Source organism: Herbiconiux gentiana (assembly GCF_024978135.1).
Classification (GTDB): Bacteria; Actinomycetota; Actinomycetes; order Actinomycetales; family Microbacteriaceae; genus Herbiconiux; species Herbiconiux gentiana.
On record NZ_JANTEZ010000006.1, the window covers coordinates 33226 to 48458 of the forward strand.

12 protein-coding genes are annotated in these 15233 nt (G+C 71.4%); 3 read left to right on the forward strand and 9 right to left on the reverse strand.

Features of this window, described 5'->3' with window-relative positions:
* Window positions 1-242 precede the first annotated feature (242 nt).
* Window positions 243-848 (forward strand): nitroreductase family protein, encoded by a 606-nt coding sequence (locus NVV95_RS14690; protein ID WP_259487307.1) that lies wholly within the window; start codon window positions 243-245, stop codon window positions 846-848.
* A 191-nt stretch (window positions 849-1039) separates the two neighbouring features.
* On the opposite strand, the gene NVV95_RS14695 is transcribed toward NVV95_RS14690, so the two are convergent.
* The 3 genes from NVV95_RS14695 to NVV95_RS14705 form a co-directional block, all read right to left on the reverse strand.
* Window positions 1040-2965, reverse strand: coding sequence for a cell wall-binding repeat-containing protein (locus NVV95_RS14695; RefSeq protein ID WP_259487308.1), 1926 nt, complete (start codon window positions 2963-2965; stop codon window positions 1040-1042).
* 120 nt (window positions 2966-3085) lie between these two features.
* Window positions 3086-5035 carry a cell wall-binding repeat-containing protein gene (locus tag NVV95_RS14700; protein WP_259487309.1) on the reverse strand — a complete coding sequence of 650 codons (1950 nt, stop codon included), beginning with the start codon at window positions 5033-5035 and terminating at the stop codon, window positions 3086-3088.
* Window positions 5036-5116: 81 nt separating this feature from the next.
* Window positions 5117-7288 carry an ATP-dependent Clp protease ATP-binding subunit gene (locus NVV95_RS14705; protein ID WP_259487310.1) on the reverse strand — a complete coding sequence of 724 codons (2172 nt, stop codon included), beginning with the start codon at window positions 7286-7288 and terminating at the stop codon, window positions 5117-5119.
* A gap of 130 nt (window positions 7289-7418) precedes the next feature.
* Here NVV95_RS14705 and mptB (NVV95_RS14710) point away from each other — a divergent pair, with 130 nt between their 5' ends.
* Together mptB (NVV95_RS14710) and mptB (NVV95_RS14715) are read left to right on the forward strand one after the other, a co-directional pair.
* Entirely contained in the window at window positions 7419-8972 is a 1554-nt protein-coding gene (mptB, locus tag NVV95_RS14710) for a polyprenol phosphomannose-dependent alpha 1,6 mannosyltransferase MptB (RefSeq protein WP_259487311.1), read from the forward strand.
* A gap of 36 nt (window positions 8973-9008) precedes the next feature.
* Window positions 9009-10841 (forward strand): polyprenol phosphomannose-dependent alpha 1,6 mannosyltransferase MptB, encoded by a 1833-nt coding sequence (mptB, locus tag NVV95_RS14715; protein ID WP_259487312.1) that lies wholly within the window; start codon window positions 9009-9011, stop codon window positions 10839-10841.
* Here mptB (NVV95_RS14715) and NVV95_RS14720 read toward each other — a convergent pair.
* The 6 genes from NVV95_RS14720 to NVV95_RS14745 all read right to left on the reverse strand — a co-directional run bounded on the left by NVV95_RS14720 (window position 10813) and on the right by NVV95_RS14745 (window position 15230).
* Window positions 10813-11949, reverse strand: coding sequence for a class I SAM-dependent methyltransferase (locus NVV95_RS14720; RefSeq protein WP_259487313.1), 1137 nt, complete (start codon window positions 11947-11949; stop codon window positions 10813-10815). The genes mptB (NVV95_RS14715) and NVV95_RS14720 overlap by 29 nt on opposite strands.
* 9 nt (window positions 11950-11958) lie before the next feature.
* Complete coding sequence (locus tag NVV95_RS14725; RefSeq protein ID WP_259487314.1) at window positions 11959-12492, reverse strand: hypothetical protein; 534 nt, start codon at window positions 12490-12492, stop codon at window positions 11959-11961.
* A 46-nt stretch (window positions 12493-12538) separates the two neighbouring features.
* On the reverse strand, window positions 12539-13033 hold the full coding sequence (locus tag NVV95_RS14730; protein WP_259487315.1) for a hypothetical protein: 495 nt from the start codon (window positions 13031-13033) through the stop codon (window positions 12539-12541).
* An 86-nt stretch (window positions 13034-13119) separates the two neighbouring features.
* Window positions 13120-13551, reverse strand: a complete 432-nt coding sequence (locus NVV95_RS14735) for a heat shock protein transcriptional repressor HspR (protein ID WP_259487316.1) — start codon at window positions 13549-13551, stop codon at window positions 13120-13122.
* Between the two features lie 97 nt (window positions 13552-13648).
* Complete coding sequence (locus tag NVV95_RS14740) at window positions 13649-14638, reverse strand: DnaJ C-terminal domain-containing protein (protein WP_259487317.1); 990 nt, start codon at window positions 14636-14638, stop codon at window positions 13649-13651.
* Window positions 14631-15230, reverse strand: coding sequence for a nucleotide exchange factor GrpE (locus NVV95_RS14745; protein ID WP_259487318.1), 600 nt, complete (start codon window positions 15228-15230; stop codon window positions 14631-14633). The genes NVV95_RS14740 and NVV95_RS14745 overlap by 8 nt, the downstream gene beginning before the upstream one ends.
* Between the last annotated feature and the right edge of the window lie 3 nt (window positions 15231-15233).

Here is a 15233-nt window from a genome sequence, read left to right on the forward strand (position 1 = left end):
GCGCGAGCCTGGCCGGCCCTCGGCGCGACCCCGGCCGCCCGCCCCCGGCGCGGCCCCGGCCTGCCCGAACCCGGCGCAAGTCCGACCCGGCCGGCCTGACCCCAGCCCGCACCACCCGGCCGGCCCGCATCGCCCTCGGGAATAGGGCGATCGGATGCCGCGTTCCACCCCTCATCCGGACTGAAGTCCGGTTACGCCGGCACGACGAGGTGCCGCGCCCGCCTCGACGAACGGACACCCTCATGACCATCACCGACACCTCCCGCCCCGCCTTCGACCGCGCCGCCTCCACCAGTGCGCCGATCCTCACAACCCTCGCCGAGCGCTGGAGCCCTCGCTCCTTCGACGCCGCCAAGGCCATCGACGAGACCGTGCTCACGGCCGCTCTCGAGGCCGCCCGCTGGTCCCCGTCGGCCGCCAACTCGCAGCCGGCGCGCTTCATCGTGGCCCGCCGCGGAACCCCCGAGTTCGACGCGGTCGCCGCCAGCCTGATGGGCTTCAACTCGGTCTGGGCCGGATCGGCCGCCGTGCTGATCGTGGCCGTCGCCGAAGTGGTGGACGCCGACGGCAAGCCCCGCCGCTGGGCAGAGTACGACCTCGGACAGGCCATGGCCCACCTCTCGGTGCAGGCCCACCACGACGGACTGCACGTGCACCAGATGGGCGGCTTCGACGTGGCCGCGCTGACCGAGGCCTTCAGCCTCCCCGACGCCCTCGTCCCGGTCACCATCACGGCCCTCGGCCACCTCGCCCCGGCCGACGCCCTCCCCGACGACACCCTCCGCGCCCGCGAGACCGCGCCCCGCACCCGCCTCCCCCTGGCCGACCTCCTCCTCACCGACGCCTGACCCGCGCCGCGCCCTCGCCGCTCCACCCCCGCGGCGCACCACCCGCCCCGCACCAGGTGCGCCCGGCTCCCCCTACGCCCCCGGCCGCGCCGTCTCATCGGGTCTCGTCTCGACGATCGCGATGTGACGAGACCGCGCCGGAGTGTCGAGTGTTTGGTGTTACGCCGCTTCGCCGGGGTTCGGAGGAGCTGTCAGGGGCACACCGTGAGCGCTTTCACCGCGGGGGCGAGGGCGGCTTCGCCACCGAGGAGCGTCGCGCGGCGGGTCTGGGTGGTGATCATCATCGCGAGCGCCGCCGGCGGCAGGCATTCCTGGCGGGACAGGATGATCGAGCGGCCCTGCGCACCGGCGACCGCCCCTCCGGTCAGGGCATCCGCGAACCCGGCGCCGCTCGCGATGTACGGCGGCCCGGCCGTCCAGCCCATGTTGATGGCCGTCGAGACCTCGAACCGGTCTTGACCGCCGAAGCGCTGCACCGTGCTGTAGCTCGCGCGGACGCTGGCCTCCAGCTCCGGCGAGACCGCCTGAGGCCCGCCGACGATCTTCGGGCGGCCGTCTTTCGTCGTGAGCTGGGTTGCGATCGCGGCCGATTGGGCGGCGTTCAGGCGATCGCTCTTGCCGTCCACGAGCAGCACCGCCGTCTTGTCGTTCACAGCCCGAGGTGCGGCCGAGAGCGCGTCGGGGAAGTCGCGTCCGGTCGCGAGGTAGATCTTCTCGCTTCCACGCGGAACCAGGCTCGACGCGATGAGCGCGCTGGACACGGCGTACCGATCGGCGCCCCCGATGCGCTCCACCGACGCGTCCGGCAGTGCCGCGCGGATGGCGTCGAACGCCCCCTCCGACACCGCCACCGGCCCGCCCACCACGATGACGCGGGACGGCCCGAGCCTGACCAGTTCGTCCCGCACCACCGGGGCGAGCCCGGCACGCGGAGTGAGCAGCAGCGGCGCGTGATTCAGACCGGCGACCGGCCCCGCGCTGAGGGCGTCGGCGAAAGTCTCGCCGCTCGTGACGAAGGCCATGGCGGCACCGGTCGGATACGCATCCGTCGACACCTGCACCGCCGTCTCGTAGCGGGTCGCGCCGCCCAGGCGGTCGGTGACGATCGCGGCGACGACGTCGATGCGGGCCAGTTTGCCCGTCGAACGCTCGGCCGACCAGAGATAGCGGCCGTCGGTCATCGTGAGCCCCGAGAGCCCGCGGCCGGTCCCGGGCAGCGGGAACTCCTGCGTCGCTCCGGTGTCATCGACCACGACGAAGGAGTCGGTGCCGCGGTCGACGAACCAGACCTCGGCCGGGGAGCCGCCGCCCGCCACCACCCCCGCGATCTCCGTCCGACCCGACACCACGGTCGACCGTGTTCCCGCGGCCGGGTCGAGCTCGTCGATCTGACCGTCGGAGTAGCCGTGCGTCACCGGGTCGCCGAAGCCCACCGTGTGGCCGAACGAGGAGACACCCGACGCCGCGGCGAAACTGCCCTGGTCCGCACCATCCATGGACCGCTTCCAGACCGTGCCCGTACCGGTGTCGGTGATGTAGAGGCTGCCAGTCGCCAGGTCGCCCCTGAGGTCCCACGGGGTGACCGATCCGACGAGGGGATACTCCACCATGGTCTTCGTGGCCAGATGGAAGCGGCCGAGCTTCTGCGTGTTGGACTCGGTGAAGTAGACGTAGCCGCGGAACTCGACGATGTTCGCGGGCATCGCCGCCGGCGTCGGAACGGGATACTCGGTGGCCAGGCCGCTGTCGTCGACGTGCACGATCGCGTTCGAGGCGAACTCGGTCGCCCAGACCCCGCCCGCCCAGTCGGAGGCCAGGCTGGTCGGCCCGCCGGAGAGCGGCACCACCGACCGAACCGTACCGTCCCGGTTCACGTGGACGATCTGCTTGTCGTTGAAAACCGAGACCCACACGGTCCCGTCCGCCCCGGCGACCACATCGTTCGGAGCCCCCTTCGAACTCGGCAGCTCGAACTCCACGAGATGCGGAGTCGGCTGACCCGCGCTCTCACGTCCGACCGCCGGTAGCGGGGCCGCCACCATCCCCGCGACGACGACCGCGGTGGCGACCGCCACCACCCGCCGCGCGGATGCTGCAACACGTGGACCTACCTGCATGACGCGAGCCCTTCCTCCGACCGACGACCAGACCTCCTGTCCACGATGCGCCCCGGCGCCCCTCATCGACCCGAAGTAGTTCCTACCTACCGAGACAACCCGGCCACCCCGACCCGAACCTCAACAGGCCGTCATCGAAGCCACCGCAGGCGACAGCGCTGCCTCTCCCCCCAGCAACGTGACCCGATTGACGTTCACCGCCATGACCGCCGCGATGCTCTCGGGCACACACCCCCGCCGAGCCAGATAGAGGGGCTTCCTCAGTTCCCCAGCCAGCGCGCCCCCCGTCAGCGCGTCGGCAAAGGACTCGCCGCTCGCGAGGAACGCCGAAGCGTTCGCGCCGGATAGGCCACGGTTCAACGCAGCGGCGACCGCGAAGCGATCCGGTCCGGCGATTCGCGACGTAGGAATGACTCCGCGTATCGCTGACTCCAGCTCCCCAGTGACAGCGGCCTCCCCGCCGACAATCACGGCCTCCCCGTTCGGCCGAGCTGCGATCCTCTGGAGCACCTGCTTGTCTAGGTCGCTCAACGCCGTGCTCCTCCCGTCGACGAGCAACGACACCGCCTTCTCCGACGCAGCAATCGGCGTGGCCGCCAGGGCGTCCGGGAAGTCGCGACCCGTCACCACATACACGCGGTTGGGCTCTTTGGGTGCGAGATCGCTCGCGATGAGAGCGCGTGACACAGCGAACCGGTCAGCACCAGCGACTCGTTCGACCTTCAAGCCCATCTGTTGAAGAGCCCGTACGACGCCTTCGCTCACTGCAGCCTCTCCTCCGATGACCACGACGCGCGTTGGCCGAAGCATCTGCAAAGCGGTTCTAGCGCTTTCGGGTAGCTCGCTCTTCCGGGTCAGCAGCACGGGAGCCGACATCTGGGCCGCGATCGGTCCCGCCGCAAGAGCGTCAGGAAACGACTCGCCGCTCGCCACGAAGACGGCCTCGGCTCCTTTGGGATGCCCAGCCAAGGCGACGGAAGCTGCAGTGGCGAAGCGATCAGCACCCCCGACCCGGTCTGCCACAGTCGATACACTCATGTCGAGTCGGATGAGCTGACCCGAGTCCTTCGAAACCGTCCATATGTATCGGTCGTCGGTGATGGCCGAACCCACCGGCGCTCCGACAGGGAGATCGACCGCTACCGGATTCGATTTCGAGCCGCTCATACGGATCCACCCGATCGTCCCGGCCCCGGCGTCCACAAACCACATCTGACCCCGCGGCGGCACATTGATCACCGCGACCAGGTTCATCGCGCCGTCGAGACTTGTGAGCACGTCCGGTGGATCCAGTCGAGTGAGCGAGAGTACCCGAGTCCCGTTGAAGACCTGACGGACTTGGTCGGCACCGGTGGTCCCGGCGATTCCGTATGAGTCACCCGCAAGCGGGAAGCCCATCAGAGCTTGTCCCTTCAGTCCGGAAATCCATAATGTGCGCGCATCCGGGTCTGTCACCCAAACGAAGGAATCAACATTCACACGGATGTCGGTGGGGGCGACTGAGCCGGCGAGGGGGAACTCCTCCACTACCCCCGTCGCGCGCGCGATGCGGCCGAAGGCGTGGTTCGCCGATTCGGTGAAGTAGACGTGCGGGCCCGAGGCGTCGACCGCCGAGGGGAAGGCGTTCGCCGTGGGCAGCTTGGTCTCTGAGACCGCGCCGGTCGGGTCGACGTGGGCGATGGCGTTCGAGGCGAACTCCGCCGCCCAGACTCCGCCGTCGGCGTCGGTCGTCAGGTCGGTGGGGCCGCCCGTGAGCTGGAAGGTCGACAGGACGACCCCGTTCCGGCTCACCCGCAGGATCTGTTTGTCGTTGAAGATCGCCACCCAGACCGAACCGTCGGGGCCGGCCACGACGTCACTTGGCGCGCCCAGCGGGTTCGGCAGGTCGAACGTCTTGAGATGCGAGCCCGGATCAATGAGCGTGGGTGACGGCGCAGCGCCCGGGTCGGTCGGCGGCGCCTCGACCTCTGCCGGCGCCGAGGCCGAGGCCGGCGTGAGGGCGCCGTTCAGCAACACACTCGTCAGAAGCGCGGCAGCCGCCAGCACGGCGACGCGTCGGTGATGCAGCATGGGGAGCCCTCCCGCGGGCCGCGAGTCGGCCCATCCCATCAAGAGTGGGTGCGGGAGGGGCGGGTGGGCCCCGAGTACTTTCTACTCAGGCAGAGCGTCCGCAACAGACGAGACCGAGAGCCCGGAGTCGTCGGACGAGACGTCCACCCGCACCGTATCCCCATCCCGCACCGCCCCCGAGAGCAGCGCTCGCGCCAGCCGGTCGTCGATCTCGTGCTGCATCAGCCGGCGCAGCGGTCGGGCCCCGTAGATCGGGTCGTAGCCGTGCGAGGCCAGCCAGGTACGCGCATCCGGAGTCACCGCCAGCGACAGGCGCCGCGAGGCCAGCCGGCGCGAGAGCCGGTCGACGTAGAGCGAGACGATCTGCGCGAGGTCGTCGGCCGAGAGGGCCGAGAACACGACGATGTCGTCGAGCCGGTTGACGAACTCGGGCTTGAACGCGGCGCGAACCGCGTCGAGCACGAGCGAGCGGGCCGACGAGGCCGACAGCGTCGGGTCGACGAGGTACTGCGACCCCAGGTTCGAGGTGAGGATGAGGATGGTGTTGCGGAAGTCGACCGTGCGGCCCTGGCCGTCGGTCAGCCGCCCGTCGTCGAGCACCTGCAGCAGCACGTCGAAGACCTCCGAGTGCGCCTTCTCGACCTCGTCGAGGAGGATGACCGAGTAAGGCCGCCGGCGCACCGCCTCGGTGAGCTGCCCACCCTGCTCGTAGCCGATGTAGCCGGGAGGGGCGCCGAGCAGCCTGGCGACCGAGTGCTTCTCGCCGTACTCCGACATGTCGATGCGCACGAGCGCCTTCTCGTCGTCGAACAGGAACTCGGCGAGCGCCTTGGCGAGCTCGGTCTTGCCGACGCCGGTGGGGCCGAGGAACAGGAAGGAGCCGGTGGGGCGGTCTTCGTCGGCGATGCCCGCGCGGGAACGGCGCACCGCATCCGCCACCGCACCGACGGCCTCGCGCTGGCCGATCAGCCGGCGCCCGAGCTCGGTCTCGAGCTTCAGCAGCCGCTCGGTCTCGCCCTGGGTGAGGCGGTCGACCGGGATGCCCGTCCAGGCCGCGATGACCGCGGCGATGTCGTCCGACCCGACCTGGTCGTTCACCATCCGCTCGGCGCCGTCGGCGTCGACCTCCGCGGCCTCGGCCTCGGCGAGCGAGCGCTCGAGCACCGGGATCTCGCCGTAGAGCAGGCGCGACGCACGCTCGAGGTCGCCCTCGCGCTGCGCCTTCTCGGCGCGCATGCGGGCGGCGTCGAGCTTCTCCTTCAGCTCGCCGACGCGGTTGAGGGCGGCCCGCTCGCGGTCCCAGCGCTCCTGCAACCCGGCCAGGTCGGCCGAGCGGGTGGCGAGAGTGGCGCGAAGGGCGGCGAGGCGCTCCTGCGAGGCCTCGTCCTTCTCCTTCTTCAACGCGAGCTCCTCCAGCCGGAGCCGGTCGACCGAGCGGCGCAGCTCGTCGATCTCGACGGGTGCCGAGTCGATCTCCATGCGCAGCCGCGAGGCGGCCTCGTCGATCAGGTCGATGGCCTTGTCGGGCAGCTGGCGCCCGGGGATGTAGCGGTTCGACAGGGCGGCTGCCGCCACCAGCGCGGAGTCGGCGATCGCCACCTTGTGGTGCGCCTCGTAGCGCTCCTTCAGACCGCGCAGGATCGCGATGGTGTCCTCCACCGAGGGCTCGCCCACGAAGACCTGCTGGAAGCGGCGCTCCATCGCCGCGTCTTTCTCGATGAACTCGCGGTACTCGTCGAGCGTCGTCGCACCGATCAGGCGCAGCTCGCCGCGCGCGAGCATCGGCTTCAGCATGTTGGAGGCCGCGACCGAGCCCTCGCCGCCGCCGGCGCCCATCAGGGTGTGCAGCTCGTCGATGAAGGTGATGATCTGCCCGTCGGCGTCGTTGATCTCCTTCAGTACGGCCTTCAGTCGCTCCTCGAACTCGCCGCGGTACTTGGCGCCGGCGACGAGGGCCGCGAGGTCGAGCGAGACGAGCTGCTTGCCCTTCAGCGAGTCGGCGACGTCGCCGGCCACGATGCGCTGGGCGAGCCCCTCGACGACGGCCGTCTTGCCGACGCCGGGCTCGCCGATGAGCACGGGGTTGTTCTTGGTGCGGCGGGTCAGCACCTGGCTGACGCGGCGGATCTCGGCGTCACGGCCGATCACGGGGTCGAGCTTGCCGCTCGCGGCGATCTCGGTCAGGTTGACGCCGTACTGCTCCAGCGCGCTCTGGCGCTCGTCGCCGTTCGGGGTTCCCTGGTTGGTTGCCATCTGGTGTGTGTCTCCTAGTGAGGATCAAGACTTGAGTCGACTGGACTCAACTTACCAGAACGACATCGACGCCACCAGCATTCCCGCCGTGTTCGGCTGTTGTCCATCCCACCGTGGTAAGAACAGCACTGTGCGCGTACTCCCCCCTTCGGTGCGATTCCTGCTCGGCCTGGCCGGGTCGATCGCCATCGCCCTCGGCTCCTACGGGGTCGGCTGGATCGGGCCCGAGTCGACGCTGCACGACTGGGCCGCGCTCGAGTTCATCCGCAACTCCCGCGGCGGGGTCACGATCGCCGGGCTGCTGGTGGTCGTCGGCGCTCTCATGCTGCTCGTCGCCTGGATCACGCTCGGCCTCTCGCTGCTCGAGCGCCGGGGCACCCGGGGCGGCCGCGACGAAACCCGACTGCAGGGCGACACCCGCACCGCCCATGACTCCCGCAGCGCCGCCCGCCGCACCTCGCTGAACGAGGTCGTCGCCTCCGCCGCCGCCTGGGCCGCCCCCCTGCTGTTCTCGCTCCCCCTGTTCAGCCGCGACATGTTCGCCTACATCGGCCAGGGCCGTCTGATGGCCGCCGGCCTGAACCCCTACACCTCCGGCATGGCCGCGCTCCCCGGCTGGTACGGCATCGGTGTCGACCCGCTCTGGGCCGACACCAGCACCCCCTACGGCCCCGTGTTCGTCTGGCTCGAGCGCGTGGTCGTGCAGTCGACGGATGCGCTTCCCACCGAAGTGGCCGTGTTCGCCTTCCGCCTGCTGGCCGCTGCCGGTCTCGCGATGCTGGCCTACTACGCCTGGCGCATCGCCCGGCTGCGCGGCCTGAACGAGGCCGGCGTGCTGTGGATCGTGGCCGCCAGCCCCCTCGTCGTCATGAACTTCGTGGCGGCCGGCCACAACGACTCGATCATGCTCGCCTTCATCGTCGGCGGCGTCTACTACGCCCTGCGCGACCGCCCGCTGCTCGGCACGGTGTTCGTCACCATCGCCATCGGAGTGAAGCCGATCGCGCTGATCGCGCTGCCGATCATCGGCTTGATCTGGGCGGGCGCGGCCGCGGGCTGGGGCGCCATCGTGCGCCGCTGGGCCGCGGTCGCCGGCATCGCGCTCGGCGGGCTGGCCCTCGTCGGCTGGAGCCTCGGCATCGGCATGGGCTGGCTCGGCGCGCTCGCCACGCCCGTGAGCATCTCGTCGTGGTACGCCCCCGCGAACATCCTGGGCATCGGTGTCGGGGGGCTGTTCGAGGGCGTCGGGCTCGACGGCGAGGTCGCGCAGACGGTCGTCAAGCTCGCGCTGCTGGGGGCCGGATGCACGCTGGCCGCCTACCTCGTGATCGCCCGGCGTCGCCTCGAGCCGCTCACGCTGCTGCTCGGCTGCTTCGCGGCGATCGTGCTCTCGTCGCCGGTCGTGCACCCCTGGTACGGGCTGTGGCTGCTCACGCTGCTCGCGCTGAAGGGCGCGGAGCGCCTGTGGAGCATGCGCACCGTCGTCTACTCCACCGTGTTCTTCATGCTGATCGGGCTGGCCGAGCCGCTCGACCTCATCCCGCGGCTCGAGACCGACACACGCATCCCCGTGATCATCGTGGGGGTGGCGCTCGTGGGCACCACGGCGGTGCTGATCGGCAGCGAGCTGCTCGTGCGCCGCCGCCGCGTGGCGCTCGGGTTCCGGATGCCCGAACCGGCCTGACCCGGCGCGCCCCACGGGGGCGTGGTAAGACAGACTGTGCTCTCCGCCCGTCACCGCCTCCGTCTTGTGATCGGGCTCGTGGGGTCGCTGATGATCCTCGCGGGGTCGGTCGTCGGCGGGTGGCTGGCTCCCGGCTCGGGGCTGTGGGGCGTGGAGCTCGTGTCCACGCTGCGCAACAGCCGCGGGGCCGTGTACGTCGCCGCGATGCTGGTGGTGGGCGGGGTGCTGCTGCTGTTGTTCGCGTGGCTGTCGCTGGGGCTGTCGCTGCGGCGCCGGGGCTCGGGCTCGGGCTCGGGCTCGGGCTCGGGCTCGGGCTCGGGCGACGGTGGTCCTCTCCGCCGGGTGGTCACCGCGATCGTCGCCTGGGGCGCACCGCTGCTGTTCGCCCTGCCCCTGTTCAGCCGCGACAGCTACGCCTACATCGGTCAGGGGCGGCTGCTCGCCTCGGGCCTCGATCCGTACGCGCACGTGATGGCCGAGCTGCCGAACTGGTACGAGACGGGCGTCGACTACAAGTGGTCGACCACCGTCACCCCCTACGGCCCGGTGTTCGTCTGGCTGCAGGGCATCGTGGTGCGGGCGACCGACTCGTTCCCGCTCGAGGTGACGCTGTTCGTCACCAGGCTCGGCGCGGTCGCGGGTCTCGCGCTGCTGATCTACTCCGCCTGGCGGATCGCGCGGCTGCGGGGCTACGACGAGGCCGCGGTCGTGTGGGCGGTCGGTGCGAGCCCGCTCGTGCTGATGGACTTCGTCGCCTCGGCCCACAACGACGCCCTGATGATCGGATTGATCGTCGCCGGAACGTACCAGGCGCTCCGGCGGCGGCCGCTGCTCGCGGCGGTGCTGATCGGCCTCGCCATCGGGGTGAAGCCGATCGCGGTGGTGGCGCTGCCGGTGATCGGCATCATCTGGGCGGGCCGCCGCATCCGCTCGCCCCGCCGGGCGGCCGCCGCCCCCGACGTCGCCGCCCCGAGCGCCACCATCGACCCCACGGCCACCACCCACTCGATCGCCGCCCCCAGCGCCACCACCCCCTCCCACTACGTCGACGCCGCCGACGCCACCGCCCCCGCCGCGCCCGAGCCCTTCGGCTGGGGTCGCCTGCTCGCGTGCTGGGCCGCGGTCGCCGCCATCGCGGTCGGTGGTGTGGTCGCGTTCGGCGTGGGCATCGGCTCAGGCCTCGGCTGGATCCTCGGCCTCGGCACCCCGCTGGATCTCGGCTCGTTCTACTCGCCCTCGCGCATCCTCTCGCTCGCCGCCCGCGACCTCGCGAACGGCGCCGGCCTCGACGGGCCACTCGCGCAGCGCGTGGTCGTGCTGGCCTTCCTCGCGGCCGGTTGCGCGGTCGTCGCCTACCTCGTCACGGTGAATCGCCGGTCGGATCCGCTCTGGCTGCTGGTGGGCAGCTTCGCGGCGATCGCGCTCTGCTCACCGGTGCTGCACCCCTGGTACGGACTGTGGGTGCTCAGCCTGCTGGCGGTCGCGGGCATCCGCCGCCTCTGGCAGCTGCGTGTGCTCGTCTACGCCACCGCGTTCTTCGCGATGGTCGGCATCTACGGCGAGCAGCTCGACATGATCGACCGCATCCGCGCCGACCCGGGCATCCCGACCCTCTACGGCTGGGTCGGTGTGATCGGCTCGGTGGCGCTGCTGGTGGTCTTCGAGCTGGCCCTTCGACGCGCCCGGCGACGGATGCCCGCGACGACGCCCCCCGAGGTGCCCATGCTCGCGACCCTCCCCGTGCGTGCCGCGCCCACCGACCCGGCCCGGCCCGCCGACGCGGCCCCGCCCGCCGACCCGACGCGCCCGGCCGGCCCGACGCCACCCACCGACACCGGGGTCAGCGCTTCGTCGACACCATCACCGTGAACTTGGCGTTCCGCGCCACCTGACGCGTCTCGCCGACCGCGCGCTGCAGGGCGGAGCGGTAGGCGAGGTGGGAGTTGAACACGGTCCACAGCTCGCCACCCGGCGCCAGCACGCGGCCCGCCGCCTGGAAGAGCTTCAGCGCGATGCCCGCGTGCACCGTCGAGCCCTGATGGAACGGCGGATTCAGCAGCACGAGGTCGGCGCTGCCGTCGTCGAAGGTGCTCAGGGCGTCGTCCTGCACGACCTCGACGTTGTGGATGCCGTTGGCCTCCATCGTGGCCCGCGCCGACTCGACCGCGGCGGCGGACTGGTCGGTCGCGATCACCGCGAGCTCGGGCCGGGCGCGCGCGAGATAGGCGCTGAGCACGCCGGTGCCGCAGCCGAGATCGACGGCGGTGCGTGCATCCGGTCGAAGCCCGTCGAGGTGCTCGAGCAGAAAGCGGGTGCCGATGTCGATCTTCGTGCCCGCGAAGGCCCCGCCGGTGGCGCAGACCCAGAGGCCCGGGGCGGGGTCGGCCTGGAACTCGCGGCGCATCGCCACGGGCTCGGCGTGCGGATGCGGCTCGGACGCCACGAGCACCCGCGACTTCTGGCGGGCGAGCGTCGCGGTCACCCGCCCGAACGACCGCTCCAGCACCTCGTTCATCGCGGGCGTCATGTGCTTGAGGCGCCCGCCGGCGTAGACGACGATCGCGGGGTCGGCCCAGGCCGCGATCGCGTGCGCCAGCTCGTCGAGCTCGGCGAGCGAGCGCGGCAGCTGCATCAGCACCACGCGCGCGCCCTCGAGCAGCTCCGGGCCGAGCGGCAGGTTCTCGAACCGCCCGGTGAGGTCGCGATCGGATGCCCGGCGGGCGTTCTGCGCCAGCGCCAGTTCCCCGGCCCGCGAGTCCTGGTGCACGCGGATGCCGTGCAGGTCGAGCACCGCCGCCGCCCCCAGCGTGAGGGCGCCGTAGGAGTCGCCGATCACCACGACTCCGCGCTCCCCCGCCGCCTCGAGCGCCCCGAGCGCCTCGTCGAGGATCAGCCGGTCGCTCGCGTCGGCGGCGAACAGATTGTCGGCCTCGACGTCGGGCCGGCGGCGGAGGGCGTCGAACGAGAACTCTGGCACGCCCCCACGTTACGCGCTGCGCCACCCGGGCCCGGCGCCGACCGGCGGCGGCGGGTTCGCGAGCACGACGGTGACGAGCAGGCAGACGGAGGTGGAGAGCAGAACCGCCGCGGCCGACACGAGCAGCACCGCCGTCACCGCGATGTCGTCGACGTAGTCACCCGACCAGAGCAGGAGTGCCGAGAAGGTGCCGATCACGACTGCCACCCAGCCCGCTATCGCGGTCAGCACCGCGACGAGCACCGCCGACAGTCCGAGCGACCACGACACGATGGAGCGCGCCCGCTGCAATCCCTTCCGGCGCAGCAGCGCGCTTCCGGCGAACCACGCGCCCGCGAGAACCACGGCGGTCAGCGTCAGCAGCAGCCACCCACCCACGCTCTCGGCCGCCTCGTCCCACCCGCCCAGGCTCCACCAGCCGAACCCCGCCACCAGCACGGCGAGCCCCACCCCGTCGAGCAGCCCCACGATGGCGGCCGCGCCGACCTGCCCACGCTCGATCCATCGCCTCGGTCGCGCGCCCTGCCCACCTGACGTCGTCATGCACCCCACCCTCACCCCGAAGGCCACCGGCGTCAATGAGTAATCATCAGATCAACACGGGTGGTCGAGGCGGAGGTGCTCCCCGGCGCCGGAGCGCCCGCCCGAAGAGCACCGAGAGGAGAACCGTGGCGGCCGCCTCCTCGAGCACCGCCAGCGCGGCGAACCCTCCCACCACCACGACCGTCACCGTCGGAGCCGCGTCGGGGACGACGACGACGGCAGCCACGAGCACCACTCCCGCCGCCTGCCCCAGCAGACCCACCGTGACCACCCACGCCGCGACCGCAGCCCCGGCCGTACAGCCGATGAGGGCCACCGGCCTGTCCACACCGACGCGTCTCGCAGTGATGAGTCCGGCCACCGCCGCGATCGCCACGAGACCGACCGCCTCGACGATCAGCGTCGCTTCGCCGAGGTAGAAGCTCGAATCGAAGAGCGCCAGATGAACGGCGAGGAGGACGACCCCGGCGCCGAGGGGCGCGGCGATGGCCGCACCGCAGATCACGAAGGCATGAGGGCGCTGTCGGCCGGTGCCTGTCATACGTCAAGCGTGCGAGCGGCGGAGACCATCGTCAATGAGTAATCGTCAGATGGCACGGGCGATCGGGCCGCTCGGGCGCGAGCGGATCAGCGGTCGGTGTCGGGGCGCGGCGTCCAGATCATGAGCTCCGTGCGGCGCTGGGTGCGGGTGCCGTGCTTGAGCGAGATGACCTCGCCCTCGACGCCGGCGGCGAAGACGCGGCGGCCGGGGCGGTTGAGGAGCTCGTCGGCGAGGGCGCCCTCGAGCTCGCGCACGCGGGCGCTGAGCTGGGCCACCTGGTTCTCGAGCTGCAGGATGCGCGCGATGCCCTCGAGCGACACGCCCTCCGACGACAGCCGCGCGATCTCGCGCAGTTGCACGACGTCGCGCATCGAGTAGCGGCGGGACTTGCCCGCCGTGCGGGTGGGGCGAACGAGCCCCAGGCGGTCGTACTGGCGCAGCGTCTGCGGGTGCATGCCCGCGAGCTCCGCCGCGACCGCGATGGCGAACAGCGGCGAGTTCTCGTCGACCCCGTCCATCTCGCCCTCCCGTCGTCGGATCAGTGTCGTGTGAATATAGTCCCTGCTGAGAAGACGGCCCCGGCCGACTCACGGGGAGTCGCGCCGGGGCCGTTCGCTATTCGCGAGCCTTCTCGAGCAGCTCGATGCGCGGGTTCTCGGGCGGCTCCACCGCGTGGAACGCTTCGAGCGCCTCGCGCTGAGCGGCGGACAGGTGCGACGGAACCGCCACCTGCACCACCGCGAGCAGGTCGCCGGTGCCCTTCGAGGTCGAGACCCCGCGGCCCTTCACCCGCAGCACACGCCCCGAGGGGGTGCCCGCCGCGACCTTGAGCTTCACGGGGGCCCCGCCGAGCGTGGGCACCTCGATCGTGGCGCCGAGCGTCGCTTCGACGAACGTGACCGGCACGTTCACCCGCAGGTTGAGCCCGTCGCGCTCGAAGACCGGGTGCTTGCGCACCGAGACCGTGAGAACGATGTCTCCGGCCTCGCCGCCGTCGGGCGACGCCTCGCCCTTGCCGCGCAGCTTGATCTTCTGCTGGTCGGCCACACCCGCCGGGATCTTCACGGTGATGGGCTTGCCATCGGCCGTCTGCAGCTTGATGGTGTCGCCCTTCACGGCGGTGACGAAGTCGATCGTCGTGCGCGCCGTGACGTCGCGACCCCGGGTGGGGCCGTAGGCGCCGCCGAAGCCGGCTCGGCCGCCACCGCGCCCGAACATGCCGCCGAGGATGTCGTCGAAGCCGCCCGGGGCCTGCTGGTAGCTGTAGCTCTGCCCACGGGCACCGCCACCGCCACCGCCGAACATGCCGCCGAAGACGTCTTCGAACCCCCCGGCCTGGCCGGCGCCGCCCGCCGTGAAGCGCGCGCCCGAGCCCATGGCCCGGATCTGGTCGTACTCCTTGCGCTGCTCCGCGTCGGAGAGCACCGAGTACGCCTCGCTGATCTCCTTGAACCGGGACTCCGCCTGGGCGTCGCCCTGGTTCGAGTCGGGGTGGTACTGCCGGGCCAGCTTGCGATAGGCCTTCTTGAGGTCGGCGTCGGAGATGTCCTTCGACACCCCGAGCGTCTTGTAGAAGTCCTTGTCGAACCAGTCCTGGCTAGCCATTCGGCACCGCCACCACGACCTTGGCGGCGCGCAGCAGCGTTGACCCGAGGTAGTAGCCCGACTCCACCACGTCGGCGACGGTCGGAGCCGTCACCCCGTCGGTGGGCTGCTGGAAGATCGCCTCGTGGATCTGCGGGTCGAACTCCTCGCCCGCCGTGGCGAAGGGCTTGAGGCCCACGCGCTCCACGGCCGAACGCAGCTTGCCGGCGATCGCGGTGAACGGACCGCCCTCCTCGAGATCGCCGTGCTTGGCCGCACGGTCGAGGTCGTCGAGCACCGGCAGCAGCACCTTCACCACGTCGCCCACGGCACGCTCGCGATCGGTGTCGCGGTTGGCCTCGGTGCGCTTGCGGTAGTTGGCGTACTCCGCGGTCACCCGCTGCAGGTCGGCCAGCCGCTCGGCGGCCAGCTCGTCGGCCGAGCTCTGCCCCGAGAGGAACGAGAGGTCGGCGTCGGACAGCGAGGTCTCGACGTCCGGTCCTTCAGCCTGGATCTGTCCTTCTCCCTGGGGAAGGCCGGAGTCGGGGGTCTCCTCCTCGGAGGCCCCCGACTCGTCAGCAGGCTGACGACCGTTCAGGTTGTCGTCAGTCATTGG